Below are 15,554 nucleotides of genomic sequence, written 5' to 3' on the forward strand. Positions count from 1 at the left end.
ACTGAAAAATCCTGCATATGTAATTTATTGTTTCATTTGTTTTATAAAATAATATAATTGCTTAAAAAAATTCCCTCCTAAATAGCAGCAAATGTTTAAGAAAAGGGATCAATACAAATATTGAGGTTTTGCTCATCCTTCGATACAATATGTAAGTATTCAAGAAGCAATTCATAACTGCTATCTGAAAGCTGAGGTTATCAAATTATATGAAAATTATCGCAAGTACACTGAATGCAAAATATATTCATACAAATTTAGCGATTCGTTATTTAAAGGCAGCTGCGGCGCCTGAATATAATGTCGAACTCGCAGAATATACGATTAAAGATCCTGTAATGAATATTGTTTCTGATTTATTCACAAAAAAACCAGATGTTATAGGATTTAGCTGTTATATTTGGAATATCGAGGAAACGATTCGAGTGATTCAAATGCTAAAAAAAATCATGCCAGAATTAACGATTATTCTTGGGGGACCAGAGGTTACATACGATACAGTTTACTGGCTACAACGGTTACCCGAGATTGATATCATTGTAATGGGGGAAGGAGAAGAGACCTTTAAACATCTACTTTCAGAGATACAAGGTGAAAAAGATTTTTCCAGTGTTCCTGGAATCGGCTATATGGAAAATGGAAAAGTGAAAATCAATCCACAAAGGAATAAAATTGATTTACGTGAACTTCCTTCACCATATCGCTTTGAAGAGGATCTTCCTCATCTTTCAAAAAGAGTCATTTATATTGAAACTAGTAGAGGTTGTCCGTTTAATTGTCAATTCTGTCTCTCCTCTATTGAAGTTGGTGTCCGATATTTTAATCGAGAAAAAATCAAGGATGATATTCGTTTTTTAATGGATCATGGGGCAAGAACGATTAAATTTGTAGATCGTACCTTCAATATTAGTCGAAGCTATGCAATGGAAATGTTCCAATTTTTAATTGATGAGCATAAACCCGGAACTGTCTTTCAATTTGAAATTACTGGAGATATTATGCGTCCAGAAGTCATTCAATTTTTAAATGATAATGCTCCTAAAGGACTTTTCCGTTTTGAAATTGGTGTTCAATCAACCAATGATTTAACCAATGAATTGGTTAAACGCAGGCAGAATTTCGAAAAACTTACAAGAACAGTTACAATGGTTAAAGACGGAGGAAAAATTGATCAGCATTTAGACCTTATAGCCGGATTACCAGAAGAAGATTATCAATCCTTTAGGAAAACCTTCAATGATGTTTTTGCCTTACGTCCAGAAGAACTCCAACTAGGATTTTTAAAAATGCTACGTGGTACAGGGTTAAGGCTTCGTGCGAAAGAACATCAATATATTTTCATGGATCATGCACCATATGAAATATTAGGAAATAACATTCTTTCATTTGATGATATTGTTCGCATAAAACAGGTAGAAGATGTACTTGAAAAATATTGGAATGATCATCGAATGGATCAAACAATTGAGTATCTCGTATCAAATATTTTCGAAACTCCATTTGACTTTTTCCAAGAATTTGGTGCCTACTGGGAAGAAAAAGGCTGGAGTAGAATTGGTCACCAACTAGAGGATTTATTTAAAAGACTTCAATCATTTTTAAGAACGATTCCACAAGCAAGTCAACAGATTAATACTATTGAGGGATTAATGAAATATGATTATTTACATAATCAGCGTTATAAGCCGAGAAAACCTTGGTGGAGCTACGAGGTGGATAAAGCTGAACGTAATAAAGTATATAAGGCTATCGTCGAAAAACCTGATGTATTAGATAAAAATCTTAGATCAATGAACTTGTCTGAAAAGGATTTGCTGAAACATACAATTGTTGAGAAAGTTCCTTTTTCACTAGATATTTATCTAAATTCCGGTCAGATCAACCAAGCAACAGATAGTTATATGGTTGTCTATTATGAACCGAAATCAGGACAATCCTCAATTTATTCATTATGCATTTAAGTATAATTTAAAAAGAAAGCCAAGCTAAGTGTTGGCTTTCTTTTCTTTATTTTTTTCTTGATGCTTTTCTTTTTGTTCTTGTTTATATGTTAAATCATAGAACTTAATCGCATTTAAATCTCCGAATTCAACACCAAACTCTTCATTTGCTTGAACTCTTTTATTTTTATCCATTAATTTTTCCCTTTTCGTCCCTTTTTAGAGTTACGATTGGCATGTTTCATTGCTTCTTCACCGCTTGCGAATTCAGCCGAAAACTCTGACTCAGCTAGGTTTCGTTTCGGTGTCTGATTATGCTTACTAGCTGCATTTACCTCTGCTTTTCGTTTAGCCATTTTATTACCCCTTTTTGTATTTAGAATGACTTCGATTTTAGTTTTACCAAAAGGAACGATAATAAACAAAGCTCTTTTCTCCATATACTTGGGTACCTAATAAAACTAAACTTTGCAGCCTTTAACCAATAATTAGTCTTTCCTTTGGGTAATGGTAATTATTGGATTGATCTCTTCCTCCCATTAAGTACATAAGGGAAACAAGTCCGACTCGACCAATAAACATCAGGACAATTAATAAGCATTTACCAAAAATAGTCAAATCCGGCGTAATCCCTAGCGATGCTCCTGTTGTACCGAAAGCTGAGCATACCTCGAATATTAAAGAAAGTAGGCTTTGGTCTTCAGAAATAGACAGCAAAATTACAGAGACTACACAAATAAATGAAGCAATAACGAAAACAGCTAATGCTTTAAGAACATCCATTTCATGAATTTCTCTTTTAAAAATTTTAATATTTCTATTTCCTTTAGCAAAGTGGATAAAGAATAAGACAATAATCGCAAAGGTTGTTGTTCGTATTCCACCACCTACTGAACTAGGTGAAGCACCTATGAACATTAATCCAGCCATAATAAGAAGTGTTGGCGTAGAAAATTCATTTATATCCATCGTCACTAACCCTGCACTTCTTGTTGTGTTAGATTGGAAAGTTGTGTAAAAAAACGCATCATACCATTCTTTCCCTTTTAAGAAAAGATCCTTTTCAATTAAAAATATCGTAATGGTACCAAACACTAATAATATCGCATAGGTAGAAGTTGTAATTTTTGTAAATAAAGAAAAATGAAATTTCACTGCAGTTTTCTTTCGAAACAAAAATTCTTTTAATTCCATTAATACAGGAAAACCGATCGCTCCTAAAGTGATCAGAATCATATTGATAAACTGTACAAAGTAATCCTGGGCAAATGGAATTAGTGATTGTCCTGTCAAATCAAATCCTGCATTCGTTGTCGCACTAATGGACGAAAATAATCCATGGAGATAGGCCTCTTGCCAATTAGGATAATAACGTAAAAAGTATGTACCTAAAATTAATGCTCCACATAATTCAATCAAGATGATTAATAGTAATATCATTTTTAGCATTTTTACCAAACCAGCTAAATTCATCTGATTTTGATCAGTCATAATTAGCTTCCTTTGCTTTAAACCAATTTTCTTACCTAAAAGAAGCCAAAAAAATGTAGTGATCGACATAATGCCAATTCCACCTACTTGAAGAATTAGCATCAAAATAACAATCCCACTAGTACTAAAGGTTTCTGAAATATTTATTGTTGATAATCCAGTGACACTAACTGCACTTGCGGCAACAAATATAGTATCAATCAAAGGAATACGTACACCTGGCTTAAGAGCTAATGGTAGACTAAGAAAAAGAGTTGAAACAGATACCGTTAAAAAGTAATAATATACGATTAATTGAAACGGTGTTAATTTTTTTATTTTTGTTTTTAAATAATTTTTCATAGAAAAATCCTTTCAAGCTTATATCAAAAAAACTATTCATTATCTTCTCCCTCTAATATATAGAATTACCCTCAATAATTAAAGTCGTTTCCAAAAAGAAATATAATTGAACCAATTTACCATTCATGAATTTTAAGGATTTCAACCATACTACAAATACAGCTATTTACAACATATATGAAAGGGGTATTTATCAATGGCAAGAAGTAGTAATAAACTATTAGTACCAGGAGTAGAACAATATTTAGATCAAGTGAAATATGAAATAGCACAAGAATTTGGAGTAAATCTTGGTTCAGATACAGTTTCACGTGCAAATGGTTCTGTAGGAGGAGAAATTACTAAAAGATTAGTAAAACAAGCTCAGAGCCAACTATCTGGAAATCAAAATCAATAAGAACTTGCTTGTTGCTAAGCATTAGACAGAGCATACAAGCTTATACTGAGTTTTTCTAAAAAAGTGAGTCCTCCACTCCATAAAATTGGATACTTTATTTCATTAGGCAACTTGGGCATGAGTTTGGTTTTGAATTGGACTCATGCCTTTAATACTTCCTTAATCCGTTTGTGAAAAAGTAATGAATCTTTTGTAAAGCCCTTTCAAATGCTTTTTAACCATCATACTCAAATTTCCTTACCCATTATTGAACTTACTTTTATGAACTCCCATGTCATTTGTAAGAGTTGAACAACCTGTACTACCTTTATTTTTTTATGAATGATAAAATTACACCAAAGAAAAAAGCACCTCCAAATTCTAGAATCTCTAAAATTTTGGGTGCAGTTCATTAGGGCTCTTTATGGTTTTGTTTATGGTTGTTTCCTCTATTGCTGTTCTCCCAACCATTATGTTTATCGTTCCTCCACTTATTAGCGTTTTGATTCCGTTTAGAGTTTATTCCATTATTATTTTTAGAATTAGGGGCTACATTTTTGACATTAGGTGAAGGATTTTCATGTTTATTGAATCGCTTTGGTATAGAAGGCACAACTTTCCTATCTCGATTCTTTATATGCGACCAATTTTGTTCATTTCTATTCTCATTATGTATATGTACTTTTGTATCCGTTTCTTTCTGTGTTTCTTTTTTTATCTCTTTTTCAATACGCTCTTGCTTCCACTTCTTCTCTTCATCTTTCCTCATTCGTTGGACTGGTTTTATCCTCATATCCTTTTGATCAAATGGGTCGCTTTGTTTTTCGATTTTTATATTGGATATACTTGTTTTATGATTTGAATCAGCTGAACGATCTTGCTTTACTTCCTTTTTACCCTTATTTTCTTCAGAAATAAATTTTCCCGCTGATATCCCTTTTTTTTGTGCAGAAGCTCTTTCCTTCATTGATCCTTTAATCACCTTGATATTAGCTTCTTTCTTTTGAACATTATGTTGGATCTTTTGTACTTCCTTTTCAATTCGCTGCTGATTTTTTTCGTCTTTTGAAATAGAAGCAATAACGATGTTCTTTTCTGAGTTTAGTGAATCATATTGATTAATTAACTTAGTAGCAACAGGAGTAAATAATTGATTCTTCTCAATTTGAATAGTTGATAATAATTTCTCACCAGCTGAATTATAAGCATGGGTACCTATAATATGTAAATTTTCATCTAAAACAAATTCTATACTTGAATCCATATCCATGGTTACATATGCAAAAGCTTGATCCTTTTTCAAAGGATTTATAATTAAAAAGCATATAAAAAGGATAGCAGCAACACTAGATGATAAGGACCAAAACGTGAATTTTTTACGATTTGCTTTAGATTCCTCATATGGATAAAAAAAGATTTCTTCCCCAACTTCCAAAGGAGTTCCATTATTCTTTCCCTTTACAAATTCACCTTCAGGGGTCAGCATGACTAAATACTGACGTTTTATTTCTAATACGACTCCTTTTTTCATTACGTTAACCGTCCTTTTAAATACTCCTTTAAATAAACAAAATCAGAAGACATGATTAAGACTATGGCAATTATATACTTTCGATTGCGTTCCAGAGTTTTACGACTAACCTTCACTTTTTTCTCTAATAATTTTATTGGTAGACGTTTTTTTTCTTTTAAATAAGCAAAAAGCTTTTCATCTTCAACTAAGGTTTTTGCAACAGAAATTGCGCTTTCTCTTGCATCCTCATGTTTTGGAGAATGAGTGACTAAATCGTGAAAATTCAACCCGTAGGATTGTAACACTATTTCAAGTCGTAAAATCTCTTCTTTACGTTTTTCATTGTCCAGTGAACGATTATACTCTTCAATTGAAAGAGTGTCCTCATATGCAGAAGATGAGGAATCCTCATCCGGGTTGCGATCTAACCTTAAATCTTTATACTTATTTGTGCTTCTTAAATAATCAATGACTCTTCTTTTTATAATCACTTCTGCAAAGGCTAATAACGAAGAGCCTTTAGAAGTATCAAATTTAAGAATGGCATCGTGGAATGCGATTAGGCCAATGCTAAATTCATCGTCACTATTACTTATATAATGTTTACATACAGAGGAAACTGTCTTTTTTATAAATGGTTGATAATCTTGAAGAAGTTGGTTTAACAACTCTTCATCCCCATTTTGGATCGAAAAAGCCATTTCCTCCAATGTCTTTTTCTTATCTTTCACTAAAAAGCCACGCATCAACTCACCTCATCCTGCAACATATTATAGCATGGACAAGGGGCATCTTTAGTTTTCTATCTAATTACAAAATTATTTCATCATATATAATTTCGGTGGGGATGAGCAAATTTTTGAGGGTATCTGTAATTTTTTTAAGCGCTTCTCCGTAATTTATTTGCTTTTTTTCGCGATACTAAATAGCCGCTTATAGCAATAGATAGAAGTACACCCCAGAAAATTACCTTCCATACAAATGATTCAGGAAAATGCTCTTCGATAACATGAATACTTGGATGTGCAAGTGTAAAAACAACTAATTTTACCCCTACCCATCCGACAATGAGAAATGCAGATGTTTCGAGGCTAGGATATTTCTTTAATAAATTGACAAACCATTTTGCCGCAAATCGAATAATGACTAATCCTATGATCCCCCCAAAAAGCATCACTAAAAATTGGCCACCATCAATCCCACCCATTTTAAACCAACCTGTAGGTTTTAACGTAACAGCAAGGGCAACGGCTGCTAACATGGAATCAACTGCAAACGCAATATCTGCCATTTCCACTTTTAAAACAGTCATCCAAAAGGAAGATCCTTTGTTATCCTTTACCTTATCTCCTTTTTTAAATTTGTGTTTTGACTGTTTCAATAAATGATGTACCGAAATATAAAGTAGATAGGCAGCACCAATAGCCTGAATTTGCCATACATTAACTAAAAAGGAAATGAGAAATAGAGCGCCAAATCTAAATACAAATGCTCCGACTAATCCATAGAATAAAGCTTTCTTCTGTTTTTCTTCAGGTAAATGCTTCACCATCACTGCCATAACAACTGCATTATCTGCAGCCAATATTCCTTCTAAACCAACTAAAATCAATAAGACCCAACCATACTCAAGTACCATTGAAATGTCCATATAAGAGTTCTCCTCCCTTGTTTCTTCTGAACGAAAATCACCTATACAGACAAAAAAGACCCCTGCCTATTATAGGCAAAGGTCTTGCTAGACATAAATTATGCCAACAAAGCCGATGGAATTCATCCATGGAATGACGACTTTGTTTTAGATGTATAACACATCTAACGCTACTCCCCTTTGACAATTCGTCAAAAGATATTCGTTTATAATAAAAGTATAGTGGAGAATATATTAAATTTCAACTACTAATTTTCTAACTTTTTGAACTTTATTATTAAATATTGAATAATGAAACCAATTCCTAAACCGGGTATTAAGAAGATCATCGGTAAAAAGACAGGTCCGATAAAAATACCGTTGACATACACTAAAGGTGAATACATTAATCCAATTGTAACAAAATAAGCTCCAAAGGCAAAAGGAATATACTGATAGCGTTTCTCTTTATCCTGAGCCATTTTAAAGGCATCCCACATAGCAAACATATATAGACACGGGTAAAACATTAGCCATTGATAATCAATTACATTAGCGGCTTCAGCTGTTTTTCCTAAAAAGCTCAACATAATTCCCTTATTAAAATGACTGTTCACATTAATTATAAATTCAAGACTGACGAAAAATAGTCCTTTAATAATGGAACCCGATAATAATTGTGAAAATCCTGGTAGTGCAATACTCCACAAAATGGCTTCTAATGGTTCAACCTTTTTCATTTGTTCCTTATGAAAATCTCGTAGTTTCAGCTTCATCTGGTTCCGGTCGTTGAAGAAGTCTTTCATACGAAGCTTGGAGTAATTTCCCACTAGGAATACTATCATTCAAAAAATCAATCCATAAGCTTGAAAAATCCAATGTCTCTCTATCATTATTCTCCATCATTTTTTCCTCCTATTCATATCCATATAATTTCCATATTCGAAATTAATATTCCTATAAACAGAGAAGAAAAATACATTCAACCTTATCTCATTAATTTTTATCAATCATTGTTAATGTCTTACCAGTAAATCCAAAAAGAATCGTTAGCAGTGGAGATAACAGACAGAAAAAGGCAAATGGAAAATATTCTAATGTTGAAACACCTAGTACATTTGTTAAAAATACTCCACAAACACTCCATGGAACTAATGGATTGACTACGGTTCCGGCATCTTCTAAAACTCGTGAAAGATTTTTATTTGCTAAGCCAACCTTTTGAAATGATTGTTGAAAAGATTCTCCTGTTAAAATAATAGATAAATATTGTTCACCAATAAAAATATTAATACCTACAGCAGTTAGAGCTGCTGCCATAATCACAGATCCAACTTTATTTAATATCTTTCCTAATGATTGGAGTAACACTGGTATTATTCCTAACGCAAATGTTAAACCTCCCATACTTAATGCTAAAATGATTAATGATACCGTAAACATCATACTATTTATTCCGCCCCTAGTTAGTAGACTATCAATGGCTGTATTACCCGTTTCAGATACATATCCATTGAAAAGAATACTGAATAACTCTTTCCCGGAAGTAAAATGATGAAAATAGGAAAGTATAACTGCAAAAATTGAATTAAATGCTAAAGTAATGAAAGCAGAAATTTTTTTTATGGCAAATATAACTAATACAAGGATCGGAAGCAAACTATACCAATGGACTAAATTTGTCTGCATCAAACTTTCTTGATAGCTGATTAAGCGATGTAAATTAGCAGAAGATGCATTCGGTGATATGATTGCGTATACGATTAAACTAATAATAAACCCAGGAACAGTTGTCCATGCCATATTCCTGATATGTTCAAACAAATCAACCTTCAGCATCATTGACGCAATACTTGTTGTATCGGACAAAGGTGACATTTTATCACCAAAAAAAGCACCTGAAACGATAGCACCAGCGGTTATAGCTAATGATGCATCAATAGCAGAAGCAACCCCAATAAATGCTACTCCTAATGTTGCAGAGGTTGTTAACGAACTACCGATGGCCATTCCCACAATCGCTGTCGTAATAAAAGCAATCGCATAAAAGAAGTGAACAGAAACTATTTTAAATCCAAGATAAACCAAAGTGGGAATTGTCCCACTAATCATCCACGCTGAAATTAACAGTCCAATCAGAAAAAAGATAAAGATAGCAGAGATACCTGATTTTGCACCATTGGTCATCCCCTCTTCAAGTTTTTTAAAAGGAACCTTCCTTATTAACCCGTATAGAATCAATAGAAAAATTGTTAACAAGATTGGAATATGAGGCGCTGCAGAAAATTTTATAATTCCACCGCTAATTAATCCTACAATACAAATAGCAAGGATAATAGCTTCAATTATTGTTGGTGTGTAAACTTTTTTAATACTAAACACGACATTTTCCCCCTATGAAGATTTAATTCAGTTCATACAAAAAGGAGAGCATCCCCATCCCAAATTAGGGACGAAGACACTCTCCGCGGTACCACCCTAGTTAATGACCCAAGTCATTCACTCTTAAATTCCTATTTTTACATACGGTGTATTTCATTTCTATTGCCGCCTGAATTCTCAGCGCCCATTCAGTCTCTTCATGCTGCATCCAATAGAATTACTAGTGTCCGATATAGGAAAACTATATAAGCTTTTACACTTAAACGCTTTTAAGCTTTTATGCAATAAAGTATTTTAATATAATATATCATGTTTTAAAAATAAATCAAGAAAAAATTAAAAAGACACCGGTCTAAAATGATACGGAAAAGAACCTCTTAGCATGCTTAAGAAACAACAATTATTTAAATAATCGAGAACCGATTATCCATAATATTTTTTTCCATATTCATTACAATATAATTCGATGGTAAATACTTTTTCAAACGACACTCTTAGTAAAGTCAAAACACCTTCAATGCGGATAATATATTTTTGACCTCCGTCAACTAATGATGCATTATACGAAGTCTGGTCCCATTTACCAGGAACTCCTGCTTTTTGGGATGATGTTACATCTTTACTCCAATTTCAAGTAAACAACGCATTTTCTCATCAACAGTCAAATGTTCCTTCCCCCTCTCATAAAAAATTAGACAATTCTGCGAAAATTTTAGTTTCGTTAAAATAATTAATATTCTTATGTTATAGTTGAAAATGAAATCATTAGAGTAAGTAGTCAAACTAATGTAAAATGAATTGAGTATTAAATATTAAGGAGGGTTTCATGTGATTAATGCAGAGGGACTAATAGTCATTGGAGCAGTTGCATTAATTCTTTTTGGGCCAAAAAAATTACCAGAAATAGGTAGAGCGGCAGGAAAGACCATAAGAGAATTTAAAAATGCAACTAGTGGGTTACTAGAGGATTCAAACACAAAAGAAAATCATAAAAATCAAAATTTCCAATCTCAAAAGGAACAAACAAATAATATTTCAGTATCAACGGCTAATGATTTAACAGAAAATTCATCACCCAGTAGTGAAGGTGCTGAAAAAAACTTAAACAATTCAGTTTAATAACTTAGTAATTTTGGAGGGTAAAATGAAAGAATCAAATTCAAATGTTGTTTTATGGCTTTTAATGTTATTAACAGTCCTTATACTTTTTGGTGGTACTGCTCTTAGTTACTATTTATTTGGAAGATAAATAATCGCCTTCTTAAGAGAAGGTTTTTTTTGAACCTACAAACCATTAATTGTATTTTATTCCAAAAATTGTTATATTAATCACAAGTTATTAATTGTTAGTTTTAACAAATACAGCACTCAAACTGGTCAATTAAATATTTTGAACAAAGTGAAATCATTTAAAAGGGAATGACCTTAAATTTTTCTATTACATTTTACTATGCGCTGGCCCTCTTCTTTCAGTCTACTCTCCTATTATTCTTATACTTTGATGAAAAAGTTAACAAAATAAAAAGACCAGTAATTAAAAGAAAAAACGTTCGAATAAGAACGTTTCAAAAATGTTCACACCAAACTTGTCATTATCTCTAGAACACATGCAAATATATTTCCCTTATTTATGCTCTCATCTGTTTACACTAAGAATTAACTTTATCTCACGTTGCAATTTATTGAATGACTGCGCCATTTTTTTGATATTTAAAAAGAACCAGCCATGCAGATATTCAAGCTACAATGAATATATCCACATGACCGAGAAAATGGATGTATGAAAAATCCAGGTCAAAAAGTATTAGTTCTCTTGAAAGCCTTCTAATGCATCATATAATTTGATCTCTGGATGTTTATCTTGAAACCATCTAAGGGCAAAATCATTTTCAAATAAAAATAATGGTTTATCAAAACGATCTTTCACTAATAAGCTTCGTGAACTAGATAAAGATTCATTCACTTGATCCTCATTAATCCAACGAGGAATTTTCGATCCGATCGGCTCCATAATAACATCAGAGTTATATTCATTTTTCATCCGATGAACAAATACTTCAAACTGCAATTGTCCCACTGCACCTAAAATATAATCTTCCATACGGTATGTTTTATATAACTGAATCGCACCTTCTTGAACAAGCTGATGAACTCCCTTATGAAAATGCTTTTGTTTCATTACATTTTTAGCAGATACTTTAACAAAAAGTTCCGGAGAGAATTGTGGTAGCTTTTCATAATTAATTAATTGTTTTCCGGATGTAATGGTATCGCCAATTTGATAGGTGCCAGTATCATATAAACCAATGATATCACCACTAACTGCTGTATTCACTGTGCTTCGATCATCAGCAAGGAATTGCGTAGATTGTGATAACTTCATTGATTTTCCCGTTCTAGAAAGGGTTACATTCATACCACGATCAAACTGACCTGAACAAATCCGAACAAAAGCAATTCGATCTCGGTGTGCAGGGTTCATATTGGCTTGGATTTTAAACACAAACCCCGAGAAATTATCATCTGCCGGATCAACCGTACCGACATCAGACGTACGTGGCTGTGGAGGCGGTGCAAATTGTAAATAAGTTTCAAGAAATGTTTGAACCCCAAAATTTGTCAATGCACTCCCGAAAAATACTGGAGTTAATGTCCCATTGGCAATTCGTTCATTCGAAAATTCATTTCCCGCTTCATCCAAAAGAAGTATCTCCTCTAATGCCTGTTCATAAAGAGAAGATTGCTTGATTGGTGAATCTCCTTCAAGCTCTCCATCCTCATTCAACGGTAAAAATCTTTCTTGTTCTTCTACACGAAATTGTTCGATACGTTTATGATAACGATCATAAATTCCTAGAAATTCTTTCCCCATTCCAATCGGCCAGTTCATCGGATACGATTCAATACCAAGTACTTCCTCTAGTTCAGCTAGTAACTCAAGTGGAGTTTTTCCTTGTCGATCAAGTTTGTTAATAAATGTAAAAATCGGAATCCCTCTCATCCGACACACTTTAAATAACTTTAATGTTTGTTCCTCAATCCCTTTAGCTGCATCTACGATCATCACCGCACTATCAACCGCCATTAGGGTACGATATGTGTCTTCACTGAAATCCTGGTGCCCAGGTGTATCGAGGATATTCACCCTTTTTCCATCATACTCAAATTGCATTACAGAAGATGTTACAGAGATCCCTCTTTGTTTTTCAATCTCCATCCAATCTGACGTTGCAAATTTACCTGATTTTTTTCCTTTTACCGTCCCTGCTGCACGAATGGCTCCTCCAAACAATAGTAATTGCTCAGTTAAAGTTGTTTTTCCGGCATCTGGGTGGGAAATAATTGCAAAGGTTCTTCTTGAAAGAACCTCATCTTTTAATGAAGTCATGTAGTAAAATCCCTTTCTGTTGTAAATTCTTACTCATTTAATTTAAGCATTTTTCATTTTCACATTGGATTCACCTTAACAACTATATATTTTACATTTCTCGTGTCCACTGATTAATTCGATGTCCAAGTGTGATGGCTTCTTGTTCATCTAATTTGGAACTAAGTGAATGAATGATTTGATTTAATAATTCTTCACCAAAATCATCATATGTAAATTTTGTTGACCATTCTAAGGTAGGAACAGCCACCACAAAGTATTCGTCTTTTTTATTTTCATATATAAATATGTTTAACTCAGCATCACTAAGTATAGTTTTACGAATTTTCATTTTCAATCCTCCAGTCACAAATTATATTATAAAGGAAAAAGGGGGAAGAAAAAAACAAATTCCGTGAGCCAATAAAAAAAAGACTTCCGTAAAAAGCTGCAATCCTTTTTCGAAAGTCTTTATTTCATTTAATTTCTAATACAATAATAAAGAAAATCTGTTTTTGTTTAGTTTGTTAATTTTGTAAAAGCCCAACTGCCGCCTTTTACACCAATAAAGGTTTCATCGATTCTTATGGAGGTTGCAGCTCTTTTCTCATTGAAATGAAAGGTGTAGCAGTCTTTTGCCGATAGTTATTGGTTAAAAACTGTTGTTAAATAGCAACAATGTTTGAGAAAAGAGCCTAAGGAATAAAACTTTTTAGCTTTTCCTATGAATAGGTGCTTTCTCTCCTACTCTTCCTTTTCTCCCACTTGTCGTCTCTGCTTGTGAAAGGGAATTTAGGATAGCCTCCTCCGTTGCTTCTGCCACTGCTTGAAAAAGAAGATTCATGATTGGATGATCGTCATGTAAAACAGTGACTTGTTCTGCTGCTTTAGATGAGGAATGTTGGATGGTTTCTGCATTAGAAAAAGCAATAACAACATCCCCACTTCCGTTGTGGATATGACTTCCTATTCTACTCAAACCGACCACACATCTTTTTGCCAGTCTTTTTAACTGCCGATCTGAAACCGGAGCATCTGTTGCTAAAACCATCATAATAGAGCCATCAGGACGTTCTTTATCGTCGTCTCCTACCGAATTAGCATAACGAAATTCATCCTTACTCCCAAAATTACTCTGTACAAGTATTCCTACAGTATAGAAAGAATCCCCTTCAGAGATCAAACGTGAGGAACTTCCTATTCCCCCTTTATATCCAAAGCACATTGTACCAGTACCTGCACCAACTGCTCCTTCTTCAGCCTGTTGATTTGTTGCACATTGGATTGCTTGTATTGCATGTTCTGGTTTCACAGCCAAAAGTCGTATAGAATTTAAATAACTATCATTACATTCACCGACAATTATATTGATTGAACTTGTAGAGTCACCAATAGCAGGATTTTCAGCCAACATATATTGAAGTGTTCCCTGTAAAACTGGGCCAACACTAAATGTATTTGTCAACATAATAGGTGACTCTATACAACCTAATTCTTCCACTTGAACAAGGCCAGTTGTTTTTCCAAAACCATTTGCCACATAACAAGCAGCTCGAACCTTTTCTAAAAATAAATTCCCTTCATGTGGTAAAATAGCTGTCACACCTGTACGTATACACCCATCATTAATATCCTGATTTAATGTTATATGCCCAACCTTCACTCCCTTTACATCTGTTATACAATTTTTACTACCTGTTGGAAGATTCCCTACTTCAATCCCTAGTTCCCTTGCTTTCATGTATAATAGCCCCCTACGTGATGATTACTGTAATATTATCACTTTTAATTAATTTTTGACTTGGTTTACAGACTTTGTCATTTACTTGGATCTCATTATTTTTGATCTTCTTGACAATTTCTGTTCGACTCCACCCTTTCAGGCTTTCAGCTAACATTTTATCCAGGCGTACAGCTCCATAGGCCTGATTAATTTTAATACGTATTTGGGTGTATCCCTGTTCTCTTAAAGATTCAATTTGTAAACTATATTTATTATCATTTTCAATAGCTATTAACTCTTCTCTTACTTTCGCATGCTCAGTGTATGCTTTATAAATACTAAGCTTTTGATTCCATGTATGGTCCTTTGGACATTTAAAAATAGCATATCGATAAATATTTTTGCCGTTTGAATTATGACGTCTAATAAGAGAATCCTTAAACTCAACTGTTTTACCACAATTTTTACAATAGCGAGTAATTACTTTTTCCATTGATTGCTCAACTAAATTCCAAGATAAATCCAGCACATTCATTTTCCTTCACCTCTATAGATAAAGGAACGTAACATCTATTTGGATGGATTAGTATTAAGTTATATTGAAAAACAAAAAGAGCTTCCCTAAAAAAAGAGAACCCCTGTTAGCTTATAATACTACAGATTCGTTCCGTTCCTTTGTAATGGGAATAATAGACAGACTCCTCCCTAGGTGAAAAACATAAGTTTTCCGGAGAGTCCTATCCAATTTTTTTGATCCATTACAAAGTAGTTGTTGGCATAAACAGTAACG

16 protein-coding genes and 1 riboswitch are annotated in these 15,554 nt (G+C 33.4%); of the genes, 3 read left to right on the plus strand and 13 right to left on the minus strand.

Features of this window, described 5'->3' with window-relative positions:
• The first annotated feature begins 209 nt into the window (after positions 1-209).
• Positions 210-1,961, plus strand: a complete 1,752-nt coding sequence (locus I5818_RS16920) for a B12-binding domain-containing radical SAM protein (RefSeq protein ID WP_071976561.1) — start codon at positions 210-212, stop codon at positions 1,959-1,961.
• 24 nt (positions 1,962-1,985) lie between these two features.
• On the opposite strand, the gene I5818_RS16925 is transcribed toward I5818_RS16920, so the two are convergent.
• From I5818_RS16925 to I5818_RS16935, 3 genes are all read right to left on the minus strand, one after another.
• Positions 1,986-2,135 (minus strand): hypothetical protein, encoded by a 150-nt coding sequence (locus I5818_RS16925; protein WP_169846939.1) that lies wholly within the window; start codon positions 2,133-2,135, stop codon positions 1,986-1,988.
• The gene (locus tag I5818_RS16930) at positions 2,135-2,296 is read right to left on the minus strand and encodes a hypothetical protein (RefSeq protein ID WP_169846940.1); all 162 of its coding nucleotides are present in this window, start codon (positions 2,294-2,296) and stop codon (positions 2,135-2,137) included. The genes I5818_RS16925 and I5818_RS16930 overlap by 1 nt, the downstream gene beginning before the upstream one ends.
• 121 nt (positions 2,297-2,417) lie before the next feature.
• Complete coding sequence (locus I5818_RS16935) at positions 2,418-3,773, minus strand: TrkH family potassium uptake protein (RefSeq protein WP_058002433.1); 1,356 nt, start codon at positions 3,771-3,773, stop codon at positions 2,418-2,420.
• A gap of 196 nt (positions 3,774-3,969) precedes the next feature.
• Here I5818_RS16935 and I5818_RS16940 point away from each other — a divergent pair, with 196 nt between their 5' ends.
• Complete coding sequence (locus I5818_RS16940; protein ID WP_058002432.1) at positions 3,970-4,170, plus strand: alpha/beta-type small acid-soluble spore protein; 201 nt, start codon at positions 3,970-3,972, stop codon at positions 4,168-4,170.
• 391 nt (positions 4,171-4,561) lie between these two features.
• On the opposite strand, the gene I5818_RS16945 is transcribed toward I5818_RS16940, so the two are convergent.
• The 6 genes from I5818_RS16945 to nhaC all read right to left on the minus strand — a co-directional run bounded on the left by I5818_RS16945 (position 4,562) and on the right by nhaC (position 9,674).
• Complete coding sequence (locus tag I5818_RS16945) at positions 4,562-5,680, minus strand: anti-sigma factor domain-containing protein (protein ID WP_078111055.1); 1,119 nt, start codon at positions 5,678-5,680, stop codon at positions 4,562-4,564.
• Entirely contained in the window at positions 5,680-6,408 is a 729-nt protein-coding gene (gene sigI / locus I5818_RS16950; RefSeq protein WP_058006492.1) for an RNA polymerase sigma factor SigI, read from the minus strand. The genes I5818_RS16945 and sigI overlap by 1 nt, the downstream gene beginning before the upstream one ends.
• Positions 6,409-6,542: 134 nt before the next feature.
• Positions 6,543-7,313 (minus strand): TerC family protein, encoded by a 771-nt coding sequence (locus I5818_RS16955; protein ID WP_058006493.1) that lies wholly within the window; start codon positions 7,311-7,313, stop codon positions 6,543-6,545.
• Positions 7,314-7,402: 89 nt separating this feature from the next.
• A riboswitch (yybP-ykoY riboswitch) is annotated at positions 7,403-7,504 on the minus strand.
• Between the two features lie 57 nt (positions 7,505-7,561).
• Positions 7,562-8,032 carry a hypothetical protein gene (locus I5818_RS16960; protein ID WP_078111054.1) on the minus strand — a complete coding sequence of 157 codons (471 nt, stop codon included), beginning with the start codon at positions 8,030-8,032 and terminating at the stop codon, positions 7,562-7,564.
• A gap of 7 nt (positions 8,033-8,039) precedes the next feature.
• A complete protein-coding gene (locus I5818_RS16965) occupies positions 8,040-8,198 on the minus strand; it encodes a hypothetical protein (protein WP_158022220.1) in 159 nt (52 codons plus the stop codon).
• Positions 8,199-8,288: 90 nt separating this feature from the next.
• Entirely contained in the window at positions 8,289-9,674 is a 1,386-nt protein-coding gene (gene nhaC, locus I5818_RS16970; protein ID WP_078111053.1) for a Na+/H+ antiporter NhaC, read from the minus strand.
• An 828-nt stretch (positions 9,675-10,502) separates the two neighbouring features.
• Between nhaC and I5818_RS26295 the strand changes: the two genes are divergently transcribed.
• Positions 10,503-10,793 carry a twin-arginine translocase TatA/TatE family subunit gene (locus I5818_RS26295; RefSeq protein ID WP_071976557.1) on the plus strand — a complete coding sequence of 97 codons (291 nt, stop codon included), beginning with the start codon at positions 10,503-10,505 and terminating at the stop codon, positions 10,791-10,793.
• A gap of 685 nt (positions 10,794-11,478) precedes the next feature.
• On the opposite strand, the gene I5818_RS16980 is transcribed toward I5818_RS26295, so the two are convergent.
• The 4 genes from I5818_RS16980 to I5818_RS16995 form a co-directional block, all read right to left on the minus strand.
• Complete coding sequence (locus I5818_RS16980; protein WP_071976556.1) at positions 11,479-13,062, minus strand: peptide chain release factor 3; 1,584 nt, start codon at positions 13,060-13,062, stop codon at positions 11,479-11,481.
• 91 nt (positions 13,063-13,153) lie between these two features.
• Complete coding sequence (locus I5818_RS16985; protein WP_058006498.1) at positions 13,154-13,393, minus strand: YueH family protein; 240 nt, start codon at positions 13,391-13,393, stop codon at positions 13,154-13,156.
• A gap of 360 nt (positions 13,394-13,753) precedes the next feature.
• The gene (locus I5818_RS16990) at positions 13,754-14,782 is read right to left on the minus strand and encodes a DmpA family aminopeptidase (RefSeq protein ID WP_071976555.1); all 1,029 of its coding nucleotides are present in this window, start codon (positions 14,780-14,782) and stop codon (positions 13,754-13,756) included.
• Positions 14,783-14,795: 13 nt separating this feature from the next.
• Complete coding sequence (locus tag I5818_RS16995; protein ID WP_058006500.1) at positions 14,796-15,299, minus strand: S4 domain-containing protein; 504 nt, start codon at positions 15,297-15,299, stop codon at positions 14,796-14,798.
• Positions 15,300-15,554 lie beyond the last annotated feature (255 nt).

Source organism: Heyndrickxia oleronia, assembly GCF_017809215.1.
Lineage (GTDB): Bacteria > Bacillota > Bacilli > Bacillales > Bacillaceae_C > Heyndrickxia > Heyndrickxia oleronia.

Bases quoted from the DNA above. Each gene is read 5' to 3' on its own strand.
- I5818_RS16925 (WP_169846939.1), bottom strand. From the start codon at position 2,135: ATGGATAAAAATAAAAGAGTTCAAGCAAATGAAGAGTTTGGTGTTGAA.
- I5818_RS16960 (WP_078111054.1), bottom strand. From the start codon at position 8,032: ATGAAAAAGGTTGAACCATTAGAAGCCATTTTGTGGAGTATTGCACTA.
- I5818_RS16920 (WP_071976561.1), top strand. From the start codon at position 210: ATGAAAATTATCGCAAGTACACTGAATGCAAAATATATTCATACAAAT.
- I5818_RS16965 (WP_158022220.1), bottom strand. From the start codon at position 8,198: ATGATGGAGAATAATGATAGAGAGACATTGGATTTTTCAAGCTTATGG.
- I5818_RS16930 (WP_169846940.1), bottom strand. From the start codon at position 2,296: ATGGCTAAACGAAAAGCAGAGGTAAATGCAGCTAGTAAGCATAATCAG.
- I5818_RS16980 (WP_071976556.1), bottom strand. From the start codon at position 13,062: ATGACTTCATTAAAAGATGAGGTTCTTTCAAGAAGAACCTTTGCAATT.
- I5818_RS16990 (WP_071976555.1), bottom strand. From the start codon at position 14,782: ATGAAAGCAAGGGAACTAGGGATTGAAGTAGGGAATCTTCCAACAGGT.
- I5818_RS16995 (WP_058006500.1), bottom strand. From the start codon at position 15,299: ATGAATGTGCTGGATTTATCTTGGAATTTAGTTGAGCAATCAATGGAA.
- I5818_RS16955 (WP_058006493.1), bottom strand. From the start codon at position 7,313: ATGGACATTTCAATGGTACTTGAGTATGGTTGGGTCTTATTGATTTTA.
- I5818_RS16985 (WP_058006498.1), bottom strand. From the start codon at position 13,393: ATGAAAATTCGTAAAACTATACTTAGTGATGCTGAGTTAAACATATTT.
- I5818_RS16940 (WP_058002432.1), top strand. From the start codon at position 3,970: ATGGCAAGAAGTAGTAATAAACTATTAGTACCAGGAGTAGAACAATAT.
- sigI (WP_058006492.1), bottom strand. From the start codon at position 6,408: ATGCGTGGCTTTTTAGTGAAAGATAAGAAAAAGACATTGGAGGAAATG.
- I5818_RS16945 (WP_078111055.1), bottom strand. From the start codon at position 5,680: ATGAAAAAAGGAGTCGTATTAGAAATAAAACGTCAGTATTTAGTCATG.
- I5818_RS16935 (WP_058002433.1), bottom strand. From the start codon at position 3,773: ATGAAAAATTATTTAAAAACAAAAATAAAAAAATTAACACCGTTTCAA.